Origin of the sequence: Yersinia aldovae ATCC 35236 (assembly GCF_000173735.1) — a bacterium.
Lineage (GTDB): Bacteria > Pseudomonadota > Gammaproteobacteria > Enterobacterales > Enterobacteriaceae > Yersinia > Yersinia aldovae.
The window spans coordinates 79,809-97,932 of the sequence record NZ_ACCB01000003.1 but is presented as its reverse complement, the minus strand read 5'-3'; the positions used below and the strand labels follow the sequence as shown (position 1 = coordinate 97,932).

Here is an 18,124-nt window from a genome sequence, read left to right as displayed (position 1 = left end):
TCAATCTCTCTCATCGGGCGATAACCGACGGCGGCTTATAAGGCGTAACAAGCGCCAAGCCATCATCGCAGCCAGAATCACCACTAATACTGCAACACCGGCCAGCAGCACCGGATGCGTGGATAAGGTATGCCAGATACGCTCCCACCACGGTAAATGGCCAACCTCATAGGTGTCACCAACACGCAAGCTGTTGACACCCGATTCACGAATAACCGCCACTGAGCCAAATATCGCCTCGCGTTTACCAGTATCCAACAGTGCGTTATTCAGCAGGTCATAACCGCGTGGGCTATCCGCTAACAATGCAACAATACTGCGCTGCGGGAAGTTAGGTGACTGCACACCGATGATGGCGGACATCACCCCTTCAGAACTAACGGTCGATTTGCTGTCTGCCACCCAGTCAGGCTGCGGTACTATCATGTCCGGCAAACTACTTTGACGGTTAGGCATTTTCACCCAACTTTGGGTCTGATCCATCAGCAGGTTGATTTTCTGCTCGTCGCGTAATTCCGGCGGAATAGCACCGATAATCAGCACATCCGCATCTTTGTTTTTCGCTTGTGACCAGTCATCGGTGATATTGACGCCCACCGCAGGATAACCGACCTGCGCCCCTATATTCCCCACCGTATTAAGCAGCGTCGTTACTTGTGACGGTACCGGTTTTGGCGGCATCAGAACCAGCGTTTCGGAGAGATCAGCCATGCGGCTAAATGGGAAGCCCGCATTGGCAAACGCCCGTAGATCAGGCATTTCCATAAAGTGGCGGTAACCGGAGAAGTCGATAGTCGAGTCACCGTCGATAACCGCGTAGTTCGGTGCGGTGGAGTAGGTTTCACAGCGCCCTTCGGCCCCACTGGACAGCAACGTACTGTAATCGAAATCAAAGCGTAGTTGATTCGTTGCCCCTAACTTCAGGGCCGGAATCGTCAGCTTCCGTGCCGCATCCTGCAACCCCTGTAGCAATGGCATACGCAGGATTTTGTTGTCTTCTGGCATATTCGGCGACAACGGGTAATCCTGCACAAACTGATTATTCAGGCTGATACTTAAGCGTGAACCATCCATCAAACGAGTTGAGGTATAACGATATTTCAAACGCATATCGATACCGGCACTGCGGATCAAGAACAGGTCGGGCGGCAGATTCATCGATAATGAAATCGGTGGCGGTAGCAACCCGCTGGTTTGCAATTGGTCCGGATATTGCTGCAATTCAGCAAGGGTCATTGGCCGGTCGGTACGCACCCAGTTTGGCGCGTCATAGGGCAGCCTTGGTGCCAGTTGCTCAACGCTATCCACTGTCACATTCTGCCCACGGAACAGAATATTGCCTTGAGCTATCCCTTGTGCGGCGGTAATCAAATCATTGTCATCGCGGCCCAGAACCAGCAATAGCTTCACATACGGGTTATCCGGATGGCTGATAATTTCCACCGTAGGCGCGTTCACCGCTGGATAATCTTTCAGGAAATCAGGGCGCTGCGCATTGGTGGCGAACACGACCGAATGCTGGTTGGGAAGTTGGTTATAAAACGCTGGGAAGTTCTGACCACGCCATTGCGCTTTGCCACCAAACCATGATGCCAGAATGGATGCCGCGCGCTGTTGCGCCACATCTGGCACCGCAGCAAAGACCACCGGTAACGTCAGTGGGCGGTTATCCCTGGCATCAAAGAACGGCTCAGGGAAATGCGATAAATCACTTTTCACCGGCAGCGACTGATAGCGTAGATCCAGCGAGCTGGATTTACTGATATCCAGCCACAGCGCACTGCTGCCAGGACTCTCACAAATACCGAGGTTTTGACCTACAAACACCAAACGCAGGCGGTTGAAGTCACTGATATAACGTGGGTCAATCGGCAATTGGATGCGGCTTGGCTTACCCAACTGCTCCTTGGTTATCGCGGTAACCCCCATCAGTTCGTCATTCAGGAAGATTTTTACCTGAGACTCTACCGGGGCCAGCGAGGGTGAGGGCGTAAATTCGAGGTTCAATGTCGCATGAGTGATTACCTCATCACTGCGCACCCCGAATTCAAGCTGCCCTTGCGGATTGGTGCCACGCAAAGAGAATGTCCCCGGTGGGGGAGCAATCTTCGCAAATGTGTATTCCACATCACGAACCGGCGCAGCACCCGATGCGGCAGGAGGAACAGGCGTGACCGTCGCATCAGCGGCAATGGCCGAGGCCGCCGATTGAGGCAACGGCGCTGCGGGCGTTTCAGCATAGGTAAATGGTGTCAAACCCAAAGCCAGTGCGGTAAACCAGGTTATTTTTCTCGTCATCATATCATCATCAATGTTGAGCCACTGTTTGGCCCTGGCTACTCGGAGCCTGATTTTTACCCACGCCATGCGGTACAAATGACGCGATCCAGGCAATCAGGGAAGTCAATCCTACCAATACATTTCGAATTACCGGTGGCGCATAGCTCGCCATCCGAACATACCCTCTAAAGCCCAACGCCAGCACATCACGCAAGCTTTCAATCGGTTTATCTTCGGGGAAACCATCCTGCCACAGTGCCCATGTATCGGCGCGGGCAAAAGTACACTGTATAAAATCAATATGTTGCGCTACTGTCAGTTGATGCATCCGCATCCCCACCTTGGTGCCGAAGGCGCGGGTGACTTCGCATGGGAAGGTGTACTCCTGCGCGCCCCGTTTGAGCAACAGATGTACCGCCTCACCATCTTTCAATAATCCGGCCTCACGCATTTCAATCCCTACCCCACCATCGGAATAGTCGCGCAGGGTGCAAGAAAACAAGTGGCCGTCAGCACGCGCTACGGCGGCAGGCATCGCGATTTCAACCCGGTGAGACTGACGAACCTGCTTGGCTTCGACCGCGACTGCGACGGCTCCGCCCAAAATCGTCATGTTATAAATCACCCACACCAGGCTTATCACTACCGTCATGATTTCTGTCGCCGGGCCATACCCCAACCGCCATAATCCAGCAATCAAACCGGCCAGATTGAGCAGAACCAGCGCCATATAAGGACGGGTAATTACCCAGTCCACATGTTGTTCTTCCACCAGCCCGCCTTTCGCTGTGACGTTAAATGTCCCTTTATGCGGGTTGAGCAGCGCGATGGTCGTTGGACGAGCGATATACCAGGCCAATACCGTTTCATAAATTTCACTCCAGAAGGAGTGACGGTATTTCCCTTGCAGGCGGGAGTTGGTCAGGCTGGCGTGGATCATATGCGGCAGCACATAGAGCGCGATGGCCAGTGCTGGCGCAAAAATAATGTAAGCATGTAGCAGCAGGAAGGCCAGTGGTGCCGTCAGGAAAATAAGCCGTGGGATGCCGGATAAGAAGTGCAACATGGCATTGGCATAACACAGGCGCTGAACCCATTTCAATCCTTTACCAAACAATGGGTTATCCAAGCGGAAGATCTGCACCATTCCTCGCGCCCAACGGATACGCTGGCCGATATGCGCCGACAAACTCTCCGTTGCCAGCCCAGCAGCTTGTGGAATGCGGATATAAGCAGAGGTATACCCCTTACGATGCAAACGTAACGAGGTATGGGCGTCTTCGGTCACGGTTTCCACCGCGATGCCACCCACGGCATCTAACGCGCTGCGGCGCAGTACCGCACAGGAACCACAGAAGAAGGTGGCATCCCACATGTCATTACCGTCCTGCACCAAACCATAAAACAGCGTGCCTTCGTTTGGCGTCTGGCGAAAACGCCCTAAATTACGCTCGAAGGGATCAGGGGAGAAAAAGTGATGAGGCGTTTGTATCATCCCCAGCTTCTTGTCTTTGAAGAACCAACCGAGAGTCAATTGCAGGAATGAGCGCGTTGGAACGTGGTCACAGTCGAAAATGGCGACAAACTCGCCGCTGGCCTGTTTTAACGCATTATTGATATTACCGGCTTTGGCATGTTCGTGAGTCGGGCGAGCAATGTAGTTCACCCCCACTTCAGCGGCAAATTCTCTAAACGCAGGCCGGTTGCCATCGTCCAGAATATAAATATTAATTTTGTCTTTCGGCCAATCAATACCCAGCGCGGCATAAATGGTTGGCTTAACCACACCGAGGTCTTCGTTATAAGTCGGCACCATCAAATCAATGGTTGGCCAGCTATTCATATCCTCTGGCATAGGTACTGGCTGACGATTGAGCGGCCAAATGGTCTGGAAGTAACCTAGCACCAAGACCACCCAGGCGTAGGTTTCTGCCAGTAACAACAGCAAGCCACACACCAGACTAACCGGATCATCCCAGTTTAGGGTTTCGGTATAGCGCCACCACAAATAGCGGCAGGAGACGGTCAGCGACAACACAATCAGCATCAATGTTGGCAAGCGGCCCGGCACACGCCGCACTATCATGGCTATCGCCCACAGCAGCAATACAAACACGAATTGCGCCATCATGCCAAATGGCTGCGAAATACACAGCAGGGCTAATATGCCGGTGAAAATACCCAAAATAATAAACAGGATACGGCGAGTGCGCCGCGAGAGTTGGCTGAGTTTGTCGGCGAGCTGCTGTTCCAGCCGACGGAGTTCAAAACGCTCCGGCACGCTCCCCAACCAACTGATATAACCCTGCCTTTTACTTTGCACCCAACGTTTTCCCACCGAGGGCGACTCGCGTTTCTTCTCATGGCGCGGCTCAGGGTAGGTCAGCAGCAGCCACAACCCTTGCAGCAGATAACGCAGACCATCTCCTAACCGTGGGCGATGCGGGGAGATTTGTGGAAACCAGTAAGCCCGATGTTGTATGACACTCTGCCAACTGGGAGATTCAAGACGCAGAAACAGCCAACACAACGGCAGTGCCAGTGTGGTGAGAAAAGCGGTCAGAACGGTACAACCTTGCTGCATATAGTGATGATAGCGGTGACGCATCCCCTGATAGACCGGGGCGAGGAATAACATCCGCATCAGGCGATTCATAGACCGGGTTCCGCCACATTGATCAGGCACCAGTTTGCCAGTGTTATCATTTCTTCTGCGGCCAGACTCTGCGGGCTGTACTCACCTAATGTCTGTTTGGCCGCCAACGCTTCCGCCATCGCTTCATCACGATGTATAAACGTCGGCAATAGGTTATCCAAACTCTGGAGCCAGAGTTGATGTAAATCCTGTTGCAAGCGGCTGCTGGCAGAAAATTGATTTAGCAAAAAATGGCAGCCATCGGGGAGATTTTGTTGGTGCAGGCGAATGTGACAATTCGCATCAGCATGAATCAGTACCAACACTTTATCTGCCAGCGCCAGTGCCTCACGGGTGAAATCATTATCACCCGCAGGGATATCCAATAAAATCCAGCGATGATCAGCGCTGGCTTGTAATGCAGACACATTATCGCGCCACTGGTTGGCGGTTTGTTGCAAGGCGGTATTTAGCTGTGCTGTTTCAGTGAGGGTTAATTGCCCGAACGGTAAAAAATCCAGCCCGTCGATATAACGCATTGCGCCGTGCTGCCAACCTTCACCATCAAGTTCCGCTCTGGCCCAGCCACGGGGTTGCTCAAACGGCATATTAAAATGTAGCCGCAATAGATTATCTGGTGAAAAATCAATCACCAGTACCGATTCATCTAATTGATGTAACGCCCACGCCAACGCAGCCACCACCGACGTGGTACCCATTCCCCCTCTAACCCCTTGTAACGCCATAACCGGCATAGATTATTCACTCCCTGTCGATTGCGCTAATTCTGCCAACAGCGGCCAGCGGGCCATCATTTGTGTTAATCGTTCCTGACGGACAATGTCGATATAACTTAATTTAGGTAATGAGAACGCTCGACTTAATGCTAGTAGATCATCTTGAGCTTCGAGTGAAGTTTTTGCATGAAATCGATTTATTATAGTCTTCATTTATTATCCGCCTTTGAAAAATAGGCTATGGTAATTAAGTATAGCAATTAAAAAAGTATACTTTCTCTGGCAGGACAAGTCTTAAATTAATATCAAGGCAAGAACATTGGTTAATGCTTACTGCAATGTTACAATTGTTCCCTGAATTTATCCAGCGGTTGGCCTAATAGCACTTTAACGAAAGAAGAAAAAGAATCTATGCCACGATCTTTCTCATTAGGCGTTCAAAAAATCTGGGATGAATTAGCCGTAATCCAGGCTCCCGGACTCTATTGGATCAATATTGAGCGCCAGATAGACGCCAATTTGCTTTGTCAGCAAATTATTAGAAATCAACCTGAGAAAACACGGGCAGCATTGATTTGCTCAGGGCAAAACCCTGAGAAATTACTGACAAATATCGTAGGATTCGGCCCAGCTAAATTACCGTTATTCACCCTTCCAGCCCAAAGAAAAGCCCTACAACATTTAACCAGCGATTTAATGCGTGCGTTGCGCCCGCAACAACGTTTATTCATTCTGTTGGCACCGGCCAGTTTGTGGCACACCCATACCCGTGAAGAGATGCAACAATGGCTGCAACATACGCAGCAATGGCTGGATGAGCAGCAATGTACGCTGATAGTGCTCTGTCACGGCACTGGCGTAAATAAAGTAAAAAATCAGTTAGTCAGCCAGCACCGTTATTTACAGGGGCTATCCAGCCTGCAATGGCAGCAAGATAACGCGCAGTATATTGTCTCTTGGTGGAACACTGAAAAAGGCGTGGCCGCTAACCAATCAGTGTTGCTGGAGCCAAACGAACAAGGCTGGAGTATGGCGGTTCAAGTGCAGGAAGCCCTGCCACAGTCACGCAATGACGAACATTTGTATTTGGCGGAAAGCCATGTACTGGAAGGTGCGCCGCCCCTATCAAGTCACTGGCAATTGCTTGATTCTAATGAGCTATTAGCACAGCGAGCAATAAACGCTCATGCCTCAACTGTCATTTTCGCGTTGACTCAAAGTGAGCAAATCGACGAAATGGCGCATCAAATTCATAATTTGCGCAAGCAACGCAGCAGCGCGATGAAAATTGTGGTGCGTGAAATGAATGCCAGCCTGCGTTACAGCGATGAACGTTTGTTACTGGCCTGTGGCGCTAATCTGATTGTTCCCCATGTCGCGCCACTATCACGCTTCCTGACCATGCTGGAAGGGATTCAGGGGCAGCGCTTCTCACGCCACGTACCGGAAGATATTAACTCCTTACTGGAAGCATTACGCCCGCTCCAGCGAAAGGGCTATCTGCCCCCGGCTGAATTCTGCCAGGCCGTGCTGCAACTGATGAATAACACGCTGTTGCCTGAAAATGGTAAAGGTGTGTTGGTGGCTCTGCGGGCCGTACCGGGGCTACAAGCGCGGCAAGCACTGACACTGTGCCATCTGCGTCGCTACGGTGATGTGGTCACCGTCGCCGATAATCGGCTGGTTCTATTCCTTTCAACCTGCCGCATCAACGATTTAGATACAGCACTGAGCTATATTTTCCGCTTGCCGGTCGCAGAAGCGTTCAGTAACCGGTTGGTGTGGTATCAAGATCAGGAAATCATCTCTGAAATCAATCGGATGAATACCCCAAACGCATTGCAGGCAACGGGGGATAAAAAAGCGTACACACCTGAAGTCAGCGAGCGAGAAAAGTCGGAGGTCGCCCGCCATGTGCCGGTGCCGTTGACGCTCAATACGACTCACCGCAAGGAGCCAGCTCAATGAATATCAACGATATTTGGCAAATACTGCTGCTTGGCGCAGTGATTTTCTTCCCGCTGGGTTATATGGCACGTCGCTGGTTTCCAGCATGGTGGCAGAAAAAACAGCACCTGATCTTATCCGCACGCTATTTAAAATCAGAAGGGGTCTGGTTACGTGATGGCTCCTCTTCACTGACTAAGAAATAACCATGAACGAAAAAAATAAACAGCAAGAATCGCAAAACCCTTGGCGCTACTGGCGCGGCCTTGGCGCGTGGAACGTCTATTTCCTGCTAAAATTTGCCCTATTGTGGTTTGGTTACCTCAACTTCCACCCTTTGGCCAACTTGGTGTTCCTCGCTTTTCTGCTGTTTCCGATCCCGGCGTATCGCGTCCACCGCTGGCGTCACTGGATTGCTATCCCAATAGGTATTGGCTTGCTGTACCACGATACCTGGTTGCCGGGCATCAATAGCATTATGAGCCAGGGTTCTCAGCTAACGGGTTTTAGTACGAGTTATCTGATCGAGTTATTTGACCGTTTTATTAACTGGTCTATGATCGGTACTGCCTTCGTGATTCTGGTGGGATATCTGTTTATTTCACAATGGATTAGGGTGACCGTTTTTGTTGTGGCGGCAATTATTTGGCTGAATGTCGCTACCCTCGCTGGCCCCGCATTTTCGTTATTGCCCGCAGCACAAACTACCACGGTGGCAGCACCCGCAGCAGATACAGCACAACCGGCAAGCACGGCTCCAGGCAGTAATCAGGCCGTAGCCAGTGGCCCACCGACAGATGCTAACCTAACCGCCTATCTGAACGCATTCTATGAGCAGGAGAAAACCCGTCGTACGACGTTCCCTGCGTCACTACCGGCGGATTCACAACCATTTGATTTATTGATTATTAATATTTGTTCATTGTCGTGGTCAGATATTGACGCTATCCAGTTAGACAAACACCCGCTATGGAGCAAGTTCGATATTCTGTTCAAGAACTTCAACTCCGCGACCGCCTATAGCGGCCCGGCGTCGATCCGCTTGTTACGAGCCAGCTGTGGTCAACCATCACACAAGGACCTCTATCAGCCGGAAGGTCAGCAATGCTACCTGTTTGATGACTTGGCAAAACTGGGTTTCACATCACAGCTAATGATGGATCACTCTGGTGTATTCGGTAACTACCTGAAAGACATTCAGGAAGATGGCAATATGCGTGCACCACTGATGTCACAAAAGGGCATCAGTAACCAGTTGGCCTCCTTCGATGGTGAGCCGATTTACAACGACCTGGAACTGCTGAATCACTGGCTTGAGCAGCAGAAGAAAGGCGGTGATACTCGCAGCGCAACCTTCATGAATATCATCCCGTTACATGATGGTAACCGCTTCATTGGTACCAACAAAACAGCCGATTATAGTACTCGCGCTAAAACCTTGTTTGACCAACTAGATACCTTCCTTGATGAGTTGGAGAAATCAGGTCGTAAAGTCATGGTGGTGGTGGTGCCGGAGCACGGTGCCGCGCTGGTTGGTGATAAAATGCAGATGTCAGGTCTGCGCGATATCCCAAGCCCAAGTATTACTCACATCCCAGTTGGCATTAAGCTGATTGGCATGAAAGCACCACAGCCTGCCAGCCCGGTAGTGGTCAGTGCGCCAAGCAGCTATCTGGCGATTTCTGAGCTGGTGTCACGTATGGTTGATGGCAAAGTATTTACAGCAGCCAGTGTCGATTGGCAAACCCTGACACAGGGGCTACCGGAGACTGCTCTTGTCTCAGAGAACGATAATGCCATTGTGATTCAATATCAGGGTAAACCTTATATCCGGCTGAATGGTGGGGATTGGGTCCCCTACCCTCAGTAAATATCAGTACATTTATTGTCTGTATTGTCTGAATAGTTTGGCTAAGGGTGCATCTATTGCACCCTTTTTTATATTTGTCTGAAGGTAAAATAAATGAAGCAGGATAATACTCACGCCAGGTAACAAATAATATTCTGAACTTTTTGGCCAAAAATGTGATGAAATTCACTTTACGTTAAATCTTGCAGAGTTAATCACAGATCTCATCTGGCGCGTTATTTGAATTTACTTATGTCATATTGTTTACTATTGCATAATTATTTATTAACAAGGCAATTAATATATTTATAGCTCCATAGTTGACATAATTACGTTATAACTCGAATGAAAATAGCGTTGTTCCGATATAAAAAAACGCCGGATAACCGGCGTTTGGCGTTTAAAATGCTATATCTTGCCTATAAATACGCATTAGGCTTTTTCCGCCTCATCCTGATCGACGGCAAAACACGCCACCATCTGGTCACCATATTGCTTTAATTGCGGCTGCAACTGAGTACAAGTGCCAAATGCCCGCCGACAACGTGCATTAAACGCACAACCCGGCGGTGGGTTCATTGGGCTAGGCAGTTCGCCGGTCAACTTAATACGCTCGCGGCGCATATCCGGATTCAACCGTGGCGTAGCAGATAACAATGCTTGCGTATAAGGGTGACGCGGATTATTGAAAATGGCCTCTTTGCTGCCTTTTTCAACACAACGGCCCAGATACATCACCATCACTTCATCGGCAATATGTTCAACCACTGACAGGTCATGGGAAATAAAGACATACGACAGCCCCAGCTCTTGTTGTAAATCCATCATCAGATTCAATACTTGTGCCCGCACTGATACATCCAGCGCAGAAACCGGCTCATCGGCAATCACAATATCGGGATTCAACATCAACCCACGCGCAATGGCGATACGCTGGCGCTGACCGCCAGAAAACATATGCGGATAACGGTCATAATGCTCGGTTTTCAGGCCAACTTTTGCCATCATCGCCAATGTCTTTTCGCGGCGCTCTTTGCTACTAAGTTTGGTATTGATTTGCAGCGGTTCTTCCAGGATCTGCCCCACTTTCTTACGCGGGTTCAACGAACCATAAGGGTTCTGGAACACAATCTGAATTTTCTGCCGCCGCAGCTTCTCAGCACTTTCATCTGGCTTGAGCAAATCCTGACCTTGATAGTAAAGCTCCCCACCGGTTGGGATTTCTATCATGGTCAGTAAGCGGCCGAGAGTGGATTTCCCACAACCCGATTCACCCACCACCGCCAATGTTTTGCCGCGCTCTAAAGTGAATGAAACACCGTCCAGCGCTTTAACCAGACGTTCCGGCGCAAATAACCCTTTTTTGACCGGATAGTATTTTTTTAAATCAATGGCTTGTAACAGTGGCTTGGTTGCCTGTGATTCATTTTTCATATCAGTAGGTTGACTCATAGGGTCGGCCTCCCCGCATCATCAAGCGGTGTATGGCATTTAACCTGACGCCCCGCTGGCCCCAGCAGTTCTGGCTCTTCACGGCGGCAGCGATCATTGGCATACGGGCAACGTGGGTTCAGCAAGCACCCGTCAGGACGGTCATATTTACCCGGAACCACACCCGGTAATGATGCCAACCGCGCTTTATCCTGTGCAAACTCCGGTAACGCCCGCAACAACGCCTGAGTGTATGGATGGCGTGGCGCACGGAAGATTTCCGATGCTTTACCGGTTTCCACCACCTGACCGGCGTACATCACAATAATATGATGAGCCGCCTCAGCCACCAGTGCCAGGTCATGCGTAATCAGCAACAGCGCCATATTTTCGCGCTGCTGTAATTCCAGCAGTAACTCAATAATTTGCGCCTGAATGGTCACATCCAGCGCGGTTGTTGGTTCATCAGCGATCAGCAGTTTTGGCTTACATGCAATGGCCATAGCAATCATCACGCGCTGGCTCATCCCACCGGAAAGCTGGTGCGGATACACATCCAAACGCGACGCTGGGTCAGGAATACCCACCAATGTCAGCAAATCCACAGCCCGCTGATGACGCGTTTTACGATTGCCGCCCTGATGTACCTTCAGCGCTTCCATTATCTGGAAACCGACGGTATAGCACGGGTTAAGGCTGGTCATCGGGTCTTGGAAGATCATTGCCACTTCCGCGCCCACTAATTGACGCCGCTCTTTTTCAGAAATCTTGGTCAGATCGCGGCCATTAAACTCCAGCTTATCGGCCATCACTTTTCCGGGGTAATCAATCAACCCCATGATTGCCAACGAACTGACTGATTTACCAGAGCCAGATTCACCGACAATTCCGACCACCTGACCTTGCTCAATGCTGTAACTGATACGGTCTACGGCCTTGAACGGCGCACCTTCGTCACCGAAATGCACCGACAATTTATCTACATTTAAAAGTGCCATCTCTCTCTACCTCTGTTACTGCTTGAGTTTGGGGTCGAGAGCATCACGCAGGCCGTCCCCCATCAGGTTAAACGCCAGAACCGTCAGCAGGATCGCCACACCGGGGAAGGTCACGACCCACCAGGCGCTTTGGGCAAACTGCAACACATCAGAGAGCATGGTACCCCACTCTGGTGTTGGCGGTTGTGCACCCATGCCGAGGAAGCCGAGAGCCGCCATATCCAGAATGGCGTTAGAGAAGCCGAGAGAAGCCTGCACGATCAATGGCGCAAGGCAGTTTGGCAAAATATTGATAAACATCTGGCGCATCGCACCCGCACCGGCCACTCTTGAGGCCGTGACGTAGTCGCGATTCACCTCAACCAGCACTGCGGCACGGGTTAAACGGACATAATGCGGTAAGGCGACAAAGGTGAGTGCCAATGAGGCGTTAACAATGGAAGGCCCGAATACCGCCACCAACACCAGTGCCAGCAACAGGCTTGGCAGTGCCAGCATGATATCGACAACACGCATGATGATGGCATCGACAATCCCACCAAAATAACCGGCCAGTAAACCGAAAACCACGCCCATCACCAGCGACAGAACCACCACCAGACAACCCACCAACAGCGAGAGGCGAGCACCGTACATCAGGCGGGACAAGACATCGCGGCCCACATCATCGGTGCCGAGAATGAATTTCCAGCTACCGCCTGCTTCCCAAACTGGGGGTTTTAGCAATGCATCGCGAAATTGCTCTGCCGGGCCGTGTGGGGCAAGCCAGGTAGCACCTGCGGCAATTATTAGCATAATAATGATGTAAAACAGGCCGATTACAGCCCCTTTATTGCGCTTGAAATAGTGCCAAAACTCCTGCAATGGAGTCATCGGTTTCGGCGCACTTTTTACTGTATAATCAGTAAGTTGAGACATTCTGCGCCCCTTATTTCTTGTGACGAATACGCGGGTTAACTACGCCATAGAGCACATCTACCAGCAAGTTAACTAAAATAATCATGATCGCGACCAGCAACACCCCACCCTGTACCACCGGGTAATCTCGGCGTTGCAAAGCATCCATCAACCAACGCCCTAATCCCGGCCAGGAGAAGATGGTTTCCGTCAAAATCGCTCCCGCCAGCATGGTACCAACCTGCAAACCAATCACGGTCACCACCGGCAATAAGGCATTGCGCAAGGCATGGACCACAATCACTCGCATCCGACTCAAACCTTTGGCGCGCGCGGTACGGATATAATCCTCGCCCAACACTTCCAGCATGGAGGAACGGGTCATACGCACGATAACGGCGAGAGGAATGGTGCCTAATACAATCGCTGGCAAAATCATATGCATTACGGCGTCTTTGAAGTCACCCGACTCACCCCAAATTAAGGTATCTATCAGCATAAAACCGGTCAACGGCAAGCTATCGTCGAGGAATACCGTATCACTGACACGCCCGGAGACCGGGGTCAGGTTCCATTGCACCGAAACCAGCATGATAAGCATGATGCCCCACCAGAAGATGGGCATTGAGTAACCGGTCAGGGAGATCCCAACGGCGGTGTGATCAAATATTGAACCGCGTTTGACTGCTGCCAACACACCGACCGGGATACCCACCGCGATAGCAAATAGCATCGCACAGATACCCAGCTCCAGTGTCGCTTTGAAGCGGGGAACGAACTCTTCCCAGACAGCAATACGGCTTTTCAGCGAGATGCCGAGGTCACCATGTAATACGCCATTCACATAATGGAAGTATTGTTGATAAAGAGGCTTATCCAGCCCCATTTCCGCCATGATTTGAGCATGACGCTCGGTGGAGATTCCGCGTTCCCCAGCCATGATGGTCACCGGGTCACCCGGGATCATATGAACAAAAGCAAAGGTCAGCAAAGTAATGCCGATAAACGTTGGGATAACTAACCCCAAACGTCGGAGTATGAACTGCAACATATCCCGGACTCTCTGTGTAGAATGCCAGGCCGCTCGTGGGCAACCCAGCTTATTAAACCTCCCCAATAAGCTATTTTACTTGCCATTTTGACCTAGGGCAGTGCTCAGCACCGTCACGTAGCCATGATTTACAAGGTCATGGTGTCCGCTCCAGTGCTTGCGCGCTGTCCATGCTCAAAATTTATGCGACAATAACACTTATTGGGAGAGCTTATATGGTTCACATCTGTATCTGTCTTAACCTAAATAAGAAACCGGCGAATATGCGTATTCCACACATTCACCGGTTGTCTACAAGGTTAAAATCAATCCAGGGACACGTTCTCGAAATGGTGTTTACCCAACGGATCAACCACATAACCTTTCACTTCTTTACGCACCGGCTCATACACGGTTGAGTGAGCCACAATCAGCGCTGGCGCTTGATCGTGCATCACAACCTGAGCTTGCTTGTAAAGTGCGACACGCTTGTCATGGTCAGCTTCAGCGCGTGCCGGCTGGATCACGTCTTCAAACGGCTTATAGCACCACTTGGAGTAGTTAGAACCTTGTTTGGCCGCATCACAGCTAAACAGAGTGGCGAAGAAGTTGTCTGGGTCCCCATTGTCCCCAGTCCAACCCATCATCACCGTTTCATGCTCGCCGTCTTTGGCACGCTTGAGGTATTCGCCCCACTCGTAAGTCACAATTTTGGCTTTCACGCCCACTTTCGCCCAGTCAGACTGGATCATTTCAGCCATACGACGTGCATTTGGGTTGTACGGACGCTGAACTGGCATTGCCCACAGGTCGATGGCGAAACCCTCTGGCAGGCCGGCTTCTTTCAACAGCTCTTTCGCCTTAGCCGGATCATAAGCATAATCCTTCACATCATCGTTGTAGCCCCACATAGTTGGTGGGATCAAGTTCTTGGCCGCCTGGCCAGCACCTTGATAAACCGCTTCGATAATCGCTTCTTTATTTACCGCCATCGTCAATGCCTGACGAACTTTGACATTATCCAGTGGCTTTTTCTCAACGTTGAAAGAGAGATAACCGACGTTCAGGCCCGGTTGCTCCATCAGATTGATGGTTTTGTCTTCTTTCATGCGAGCAATGTCAGCCGGGTTCGGATATGGCATAATCTGACATTCATTTTTCTGCAATTTGGCGTAACGCACTGATGCATCTGGGGTAATAGAAAAGACCAGACGATCAATTTTCGGTTTGGTGCCCCAGTAGCCATCAAAGGCTTTGTACAGGATGCGAGAATCTTTTTGATACTGTTGCAACTGGAACGGGCCGGTGCCGATAGGGTTCAAATCGACTTTTTCCGGTGTACCCGCTTTCAGCATGTTGTCAGCATATTCAGCCGAAAGAATTGACGCGAAGTCCATCGCCAGGTCAGCCAGGAATGGAGACTCTGGGCGCGCCAGTTCAAAGCGAACCGTGTTGTCGTCAACTTTAACCACGTTGGTGATCAAATCACCCATCCCCATACCCTGGAAGTATTCATAGCTGCCGCCAGACACTTTATGGTACGGATGTTTGTCATCTTTCTGACGCATGAAAGAATAAATCACATCATCGGCATTGAGATCGCGGGTCGGTTTGAAGCCTTTGTTATCCTGCCACTTCACCCCTTTACGCAGGTGGAAAGTGTAGGTTTTACCATCTTCGCTAACATCCCACTTCTCAGCCAGGCCAGGTTCAATTTCGGTAGTCCCGAGTTTGAATTCAACCAGACGGTTGTAGATAGGAACTGAACTTGCGTCATAAGTGGTGCCAGAGGTGAAAAGCTGCGGGTTGAAACCTTCCGGAGAACCCTCAGAACAATAAACCAATGTCTTTGCTTGTACACTGGCCGCTACGGTCAGTGCAATCAGCCCAATACCGAATTTCAGTATCCCTGTTTTTCCCAAGGAAATCGTCATCGCTTGTGCTCCATTATGGTGATGTGTGTTGTGTATACGGCCAGACCCTATAATTTTTTAGTCCGCGGACTGTACCGTTTTGGCCCATTGGCCGTAGGGATGTGGGATTGAGATGCCGGATAAGAACCTATCGCGACCACAATATTGGATGTGTTAAATCAGCCAAACTGCTCTCGATTACTCCCCCTGAGGGTACCAATTTGGCAACTGTTGATGGCAACGTCAATACGGTCTGAGTGGATTTATCGAGACAATGAGAAACAGCGAGCAAACATAAAAAAAACTTCCCGTTAACATTATTAGCATGAAAAATTATGCTAGCGCTGAGTTACCAGTTCAATCGACTGGCTAACTTAAATAAAGCAGTGGCAACATCCAATGACAAACAGAAAAACTTTGTTGCCAAATGATGCATATCCGTTCGGATTTTTTTGTAGTTTCGACAGAAAACAGGAGGAAATGCTGCTACGACAGCCGATAAGTGACGTGAATGCTGTCACATTCAGCCATATCCGCCAACATCTTGCGTGCCGTTAAAAAAGCGAAAACCAGATGTGGTTCCCTCCTCCAACCAAACTCTGGCAAGGCTTCATATGAAGTCGCACCAAAAGAGTGCCCATAATCTGTGCATTATGCCGGAAGAGGTATAAACAGATGACCCGCTCACCAAAAGGGGGCTGACTCAGCCGATGAGTAAAACAGGGTTGATGCGCAAATTTGCCAGAAAAAGGCGAAAAAAAACCCTGACTTGACAGTCAGGGTTCTTAAATTTGGTCGGCGAGAGAGGATTCGAACCTCCGACCCACTGGTCCCAAACCAGTTGCGCTACCAAGCTGCGCTACTCGCCGAATCGGGGCGCATCTTACTGCTACCACTCTGGGGCGTCAATCATTTTTTAACAACCCGCGAGTGACTGCTGTTAAAAGCGCCACTCACGGTTAAAACCCCATCATGTAGCCTTGAATCAAGCTCTGACTGGTTTCAACTCAGGCGACTGCGCCCGCAAGAAAGGCAGCAAGAAGAAGGCAGATAAACAGGCCGCGACCGAAATCACCACAAAGAAGCCATTCCAATGCCAAACTTCCATCACACGAGCAATAGGATAGCCAGACAACGCGGCTCCCAAGTAGGCGAACAGGCCAACAAACCCCGTCGCGGCACCTGCGGCATCCTTATGAGAGCACTCAGCGGCAGCCATACCAATCAGCATCTGTGGGCCGAAGATGAAGAAACCGATGGCAAAGAAGCAACCTGCCTGCAATACATAACTGACGCCTGGCATAATCCACAATGACGCGACAGAGAGGAAGATACCAATAGCAAAAATCAGGTTCATCGGCCCACGGTTACCACGAAACCACTTATCAGAACCCCAACCGGCCACCAGTGAACCAATAAAACCGCCCACTTCAAATAAGGAGATCGCCGAGTTAGCGGTCATCAACGAATAGCCTTTCTCTTGCGTCAGATAGAGGTTGCCCCAGTCGTTGATGGCAGTACGCACGATATAAACCAGCACATAGGACACGGCCAGCAACCAGATATATTTATTGGTTAACACATAGCGTTTCACAATTTCTTTGTTCGATAAGCCCTGGCCTTCCGATTCCTGCACCAACTCCATCGTATCATTGCGCCATTTACCCACACTTGGCAGCCCCATCGTGCTCGGCTTATCACGCAACCGCCAGCACATCAGCAAACCAATCACCACACCAATAATTCCGGGGATAATCATGCCGTAGCGCCAGCTAAAATGCAGCGAAATAAAACCAACCAACAAGGGAATTAACGCACCGCCAAAGTTATGCGACGTATTCCACATGGCCCACCAACCACCGCGCTCTGAGCGTGAATACCACGTCGTCAGGATTTTGGAACAGGGCGGCCATCCCCAGCCTTGGAAGAAAGCATTAAGTATCCATAAGGCACCAAACACCAACAGCGACGAACTCATGCCGAACAGGATATTGATAACCCCGGTCATAACCAGCCCAATCCCCATAAAGTAGCGCGGATTTGAACGGTCACTGATCATGCCGGAGATGAATTTAGAGCAGCCGTAGGTGATATAAAACAGCGTGCCTAAAATCCCGACATCCGACATGCTCAATCCCAGATCACTGAGCATGGCAGGCATAATGAAGTTGAAGCTTTTACGGGTGAAGTAAAACGCAGCGTAGCCGATATACATCGTCCACATTAATTGAATACGCCAATATTTATAAGTCGAATCAATTTGCTTTTGATCCGTCACCGGCGGCACGTTATCGTGACTTTTGAGGAAAAACCACATGTGAACCTCAGAAAATTTTACAAGTAGAGTCATCATGTTCCTCGGATACACCAAACAAATGAGAAAACACCCATAAAAAATGAGAATATT

At 50.1% G+C, this 18,124-nt stretch carries 13 protein-coding genes and 1 tRNA gene; 3 read left to right on the top strand and 11 right to left on the bottom strand.

Annotated elements, in window-relative coordinates; genetic code table 11:
• Genes bcsB through bcsR form a run of 4 tightly spaced genes read right to left on the bottom strand, consistent with a single transcriptional unit; the run spans position 1 to position 5,865 of the window.
• On the bottom strand, positions 1 to 2,298 hold the full coding sequence (gene bcsB, locus YALDO0001_RS02540) for a cellulose biosynthesis cyclic di-GMP-binding regulatory protein BcsB (protein WP_042839321.1): 2,298 nt from the start codon (positions 2,296 to 2,298) through the stop codon (positions 1 to 3).
• Between the two features lie 10 nt (positions 2,299 to 2,308).
• Positions 2,309 to 4,936, bottom strand: a complete 2,628-nt coding sequence (bcsA, locus tag YALDO0001_RS02535) for a UDP-forming cellulose synthase catalytic subunit (RefSeq protein ID WP_042839307.1) — start codon at positions 4,934 to 4,936, stop codon at positions 2,309 to 2,311.
• Positions 4,933 to 5,670, bottom strand: a complete 738-nt coding sequence (gene bcsQ, locus YALDO0001_RS02530; protein ID WP_004699577.1) for a cellulose biosynthesis protein BcsQ — start codon at positions 5,668 to 5,670, stop codon at positions 4,933 to 4,935. Before bcsQ ends, bcsA begins: the two co-directional genes overlap by 4 nt.
• A 3-nt stretch (positions 5,671 to 5,673) precedes the next feature.
• Positions 5,674 to 5,865, bottom strand: a complete 192-nt coding sequence (bcsR, locus tag YALDO0001_RS02525) for a cellulose biosynthesis protein BcsR (protein ID WP_004699576.1) — start codon at positions 5,863 to 5,865, stop codon at positions 5,674 to 5,676.
• A 198-nt stretch (positions 5,866 to 6,063) separates the two neighbouring features.
• Here bcsR and bcsE point away from each other — a divergent pair, with 198 nt between their 5' ends.
• From bcsE to bcsG, 3 genes are read left to right on the top strand one after another with little or no spacing between them, the layout of a single operon-like run.
• On the top strand, positions 6,064 to 7,620 hold the full coding sequence (gene bcsE, locus YALDO0001_RS02520) for a cellulose biosynthesis protein BcsE (RefSeq protein WP_004699575.1): 1,557 nt from the start codon (positions 6,064 to 6,066) through the stop codon (positions 7,618 to 7,620).
• Positions 7,617 to 7,805 (top strand): cellulose biosynthesis protein BcsF, encoded by a 189-nt coding sequence (gene bcsF, locus YALDO0001_RS02515; protein WP_042547427.1) that lies wholly within the window; start codon positions 7,617 to 7,619, stop codon positions 7,803 to 7,805. Before bcsE ends, bcsF begins: the two co-directional genes overlap by 4 nt.
• Positions 7,806 to 7,807: 2 nt before the next feature.
• On the top strand, positions 7,808 to 9,469 hold the full coding sequence (bcsG, locus tag YALDO0001_RS02510; RefSeq protein WP_004699573.1) for a cellulose biosynthesis protein BcsG: 1,662 nt from the start codon (positions 7,808 to 7,810) through the stop codon (positions 9,467 to 9,469).
• A gap of 411 nt (positions 9,470 to 9,880) precedes the next feature.
• Here bcsG and dppF read toward each other — a convergent pair whose 3' ends face one another.
• From dppF to YALDO0001_RS02475, 7 genes are all read right to left on the bottom strand, one after another.
• On the bottom strand, positions 9,881 to 10,882 hold the full coding sequence (gene dppF, locus YALDO0001_RS02505; protein ID WP_004699572.1) for a dipeptide ABC transporter ATP-binding subunit DppF: 1,002 nt from the start codon (positions 10,880 to 10,882) through the stop codon (positions 9,881 to 9,883).
• A gap of 14 nt (positions 10,883 to 10,896) precedes the next feature.
• Positions 10,897 to 11,877, bottom strand: coding sequence for a dipeptide ABC transporter ATP-binding protein (gene dppD, locus YALDO0001_RS02500; RefSeq protein ID WP_004699571.1), 981 nt, complete (start codon positions 11,875 to 11,877; stop codon positions 10,897 to 10,899).
• Between the two features lie 15 nt (positions 11,878 to 11,892).
• Positions 11,893 to 12,795 (bottom strand): dipeptide ABC transporter permease DppC, encoded by a 903-nt coding sequence (dppC, locus tag YALDO0001_RS02495; protein WP_004699570.1) that lies wholly within the window; start codon positions 12,793 to 12,795, stop codon positions 11,893 to 11,895.
• Positions 12,796 to 12,805: 10 nt separating this feature from the next.
• Entirely contained in the window at positions 12,806 to 13,825 is a 1,020-nt protein-coding gene (gene dppB / locus YALDO0001_RS02490) for a dipeptide ABC transporter permease DppB (RefSeq protein ID WP_042839306.1), read from the bottom strand.
• 305 nt (positions 13,826 to 14,130) lie between these two features.
• Positions 14,131 to 15,738, bottom strand: coding sequence for a dipeptide ABC transporter periplasmic-binding protein DppA (gene dppA, locus YALDO0001_RS02485; protein ID WP_004699568.1), 1,608 nt, complete (start codon positions 15,736 to 15,738; stop codon positions 14,131 to 14,133).
• A 771-nt stretch (positions 15,739 to 16,509) separates the two neighbouring features.
• Positions 16,510 to 16,586, bottom strand: a tRNA-Pro gene (locus YALDO0001_RS02480).
• A gap of 116 nt (positions 16,587 to 16,702) precedes the next feature.
• Complete coding sequence (locus YALDO0001_RS02475; protein WP_004699567.1) at positions 16,703 to 18,034, bottom strand: MFS transporter; 1,332 nt, start codon at positions 18,032 to 18,034, stop codon at positions 16,703 to 16,705.
• Positions 18,035 to 18,124 lie beyond the last annotated feature (90 nt).

What these genes read in the sequence shown, in the direction of transcription:
- dppA (WP_004699568.1), bottom strand. Translation starts at nt 15,738, where the DNA reads ATGACGATTTCCTTGGGAAAAACAGGGATACTGAAATTCGGTATTGGG.
- bcsA (WP_042839307.1), bottom strand. Translation starts at nt 4,936, where the DNA reads ATGAATCGCCTGATGCGGATGTTATTCCTCGCCCCGGTCTATCAGGGG.
- bcsF (WP_042547427.1), top strand. Translation starts at nt 7,617, where the DNA reads ATGAATATCAACGATATTTGGCAAATACTGCTGCTTGGCGCAGTGATT.
- bcsE (WP_004699575.1), top strand. Translation starts at nt 6,064, where the DNA reads ATGCCACGATCTTTCTCATTAGGCGTTCAAAAAATCTGGGATGAATTA.
- bcsR (WP_004699576.1), bottom strand. Translation starts at nt 5,865, where the DNA reads ATGAAGACTATAATAAATCGATTTCATGCAAAAACTTCACTCGAAGCT.
- dppB (WP_042839306.1), bottom strand. Translation starts at nt 13,825, where the DNA reads ATGTTGCAGTTCATACTCCGACGTTTGGGGTTAGTTATCCCAACGTTT.
- dppC (WP_004699570.1), bottom strand. Translation starts at nt 12,795, where the DNA reads ATGTCTCAACTTACTGATTATACAGTAAAAAGTGCGCCGAAACCGATG.
- dppF (WP_004699572.1), bottom strand. Translation starts at nt 10,882, where the DNA reads ATGAAAAATGAATCACAGGCAACCAAGCCACTGTTACAAGCCATTGAT.
- bcsG (WP_004699573.1), top strand. Translation starts at nt 7,808, where the DNA reads ATGAACGAAAAAAATAAACAGCAAGAATCGCAAAACCCTTGGCGCTAC.
- bcsB (WP_042839321.1), bottom strand. Translation starts at nt 2,298, where the DNA reads ATGACGAGAAAAATAACCTGGTTTACCGCACTGGCTTTGGGTTTGACA.
- bcsQ (WP_004699577.1), bottom strand. Translation starts at nt 5,670, where the DNA reads ATGCCGGTTATGGCGTTACAAGGGGTTAGAGGGGGAATGGGTACCACG.
- YALDO0001_RS02475 (WP_004699567.1), bottom strand. Translation starts at nt 18,034, where the DNA reads ATGTGGTTTTTCCTCAAAAGTCACGATAACGTGCCGCCGGTGACGGAT.
- dppD (WP_004699571.1), bottom strand. Translation starts at nt 11,877, where the DNA reads ATGGCACTTTTAAATGTAGATAAATTGTCGGTGCATTTCGGTGACGAA.